This is a genomic window from Microseira wollei NIES-4236 (genome assembly GCF_020521235.1).
Taxonomy (GTDB): Bacteria; Cyanobacteriota; Cyanobacteriia; order Cyanobacteriales; family Aerosakkonemataceae; genus Microseira; species Microseira wollei.
In genome coordinates this window covers 1-895 of the sequence record NZ_BLAY01000474.1, presented here as the reverse complement: position 1 = coordinate 895, position 895 = coordinate 1, and the positions used below count along the sequence as shown (strand labels likewise).

1 protein-coding gene is annotated in these 895 nt (G+C 45.7%); it reads left to right on the top strand.

Annotated elements, in window-relative coordinates; translation table 11 throughout:
- On the top strand, positions 1–895 hold an 895-nt coding region (locus MiSe_RS49320), incomplete at both ends, for a tetratricopeptide repeat protein (protein WP_226594902.1).

Sequence of the window (895 nt, the reverse complement as noted above, 5' to 3'; positions counted from 1 at the left end):
CCAAGCTTTGAAATTTAAACCAGATGATAATGATGCCTGGAACAACCGGGGGATTGCGCTAAAAAATTTAGGACGATTAGAGGAAGCGATCGCATCTTTCGACCAAGCTTTGAAATTTAAACCAGATCTTCATGAAGCCTGGAACAACCGGGGGAATGCGCTGGATGATTTAGGACGATTTGAGGAAGCGATCGCATCTTTCGACCAAGCTTTGAAATTTAAACCAGATCTTCATGAAGCCTGGAACAACCGGGGGATTGCGCTAAAAAATTTAGGACGATTAGAGGAAGCGATCGCTTCTTACGACCAAGCTTTGAAAATTAAACCAGATCTTCATGAAGCCTGGAACAACCGGGGGATTGCGCTAAAAAATTTAGGACGATTAGAGGAAGCGATCGCCGCTTACGACGAAGCTTTGAAAATTAAACCAGATAAGGATGAAGCCTGGAACAACCGGGGGATTGCGCTGGGTAAATTAGGACGATTAGAGGAAGCGATCGCATCTTACGACGAAGCTTTGAAAATTAAACCAGATCTTCATGAACCCTGGTACAACCGGGGGAATGCGCTGGATGATTTAGGACGATTAGAGGAAGCGATCGCCGCTTACGACGAAGCTTTGAAAATTAAACCAGATAAGGATGAACCCTGGTACAACCGGGGGATTGCGCTGCGTAAATTAGGACGATTAGAGGAAGCGATCGCCGCTTACGACGAAGCTTTGAAAATTAAACCAGATCTTCATGAAGCCTGGAACAACCGGGGGATTGCGCTGGATGATTTAGGACGATTAGAGGAAGCGATCGCCGCTTACGACGAAGCTTTGAAAATTAAACCAGATAAGGATGAACCCTGGTACAACCGGGGGATTGCGCTGCGTAAATTAGGACGATTA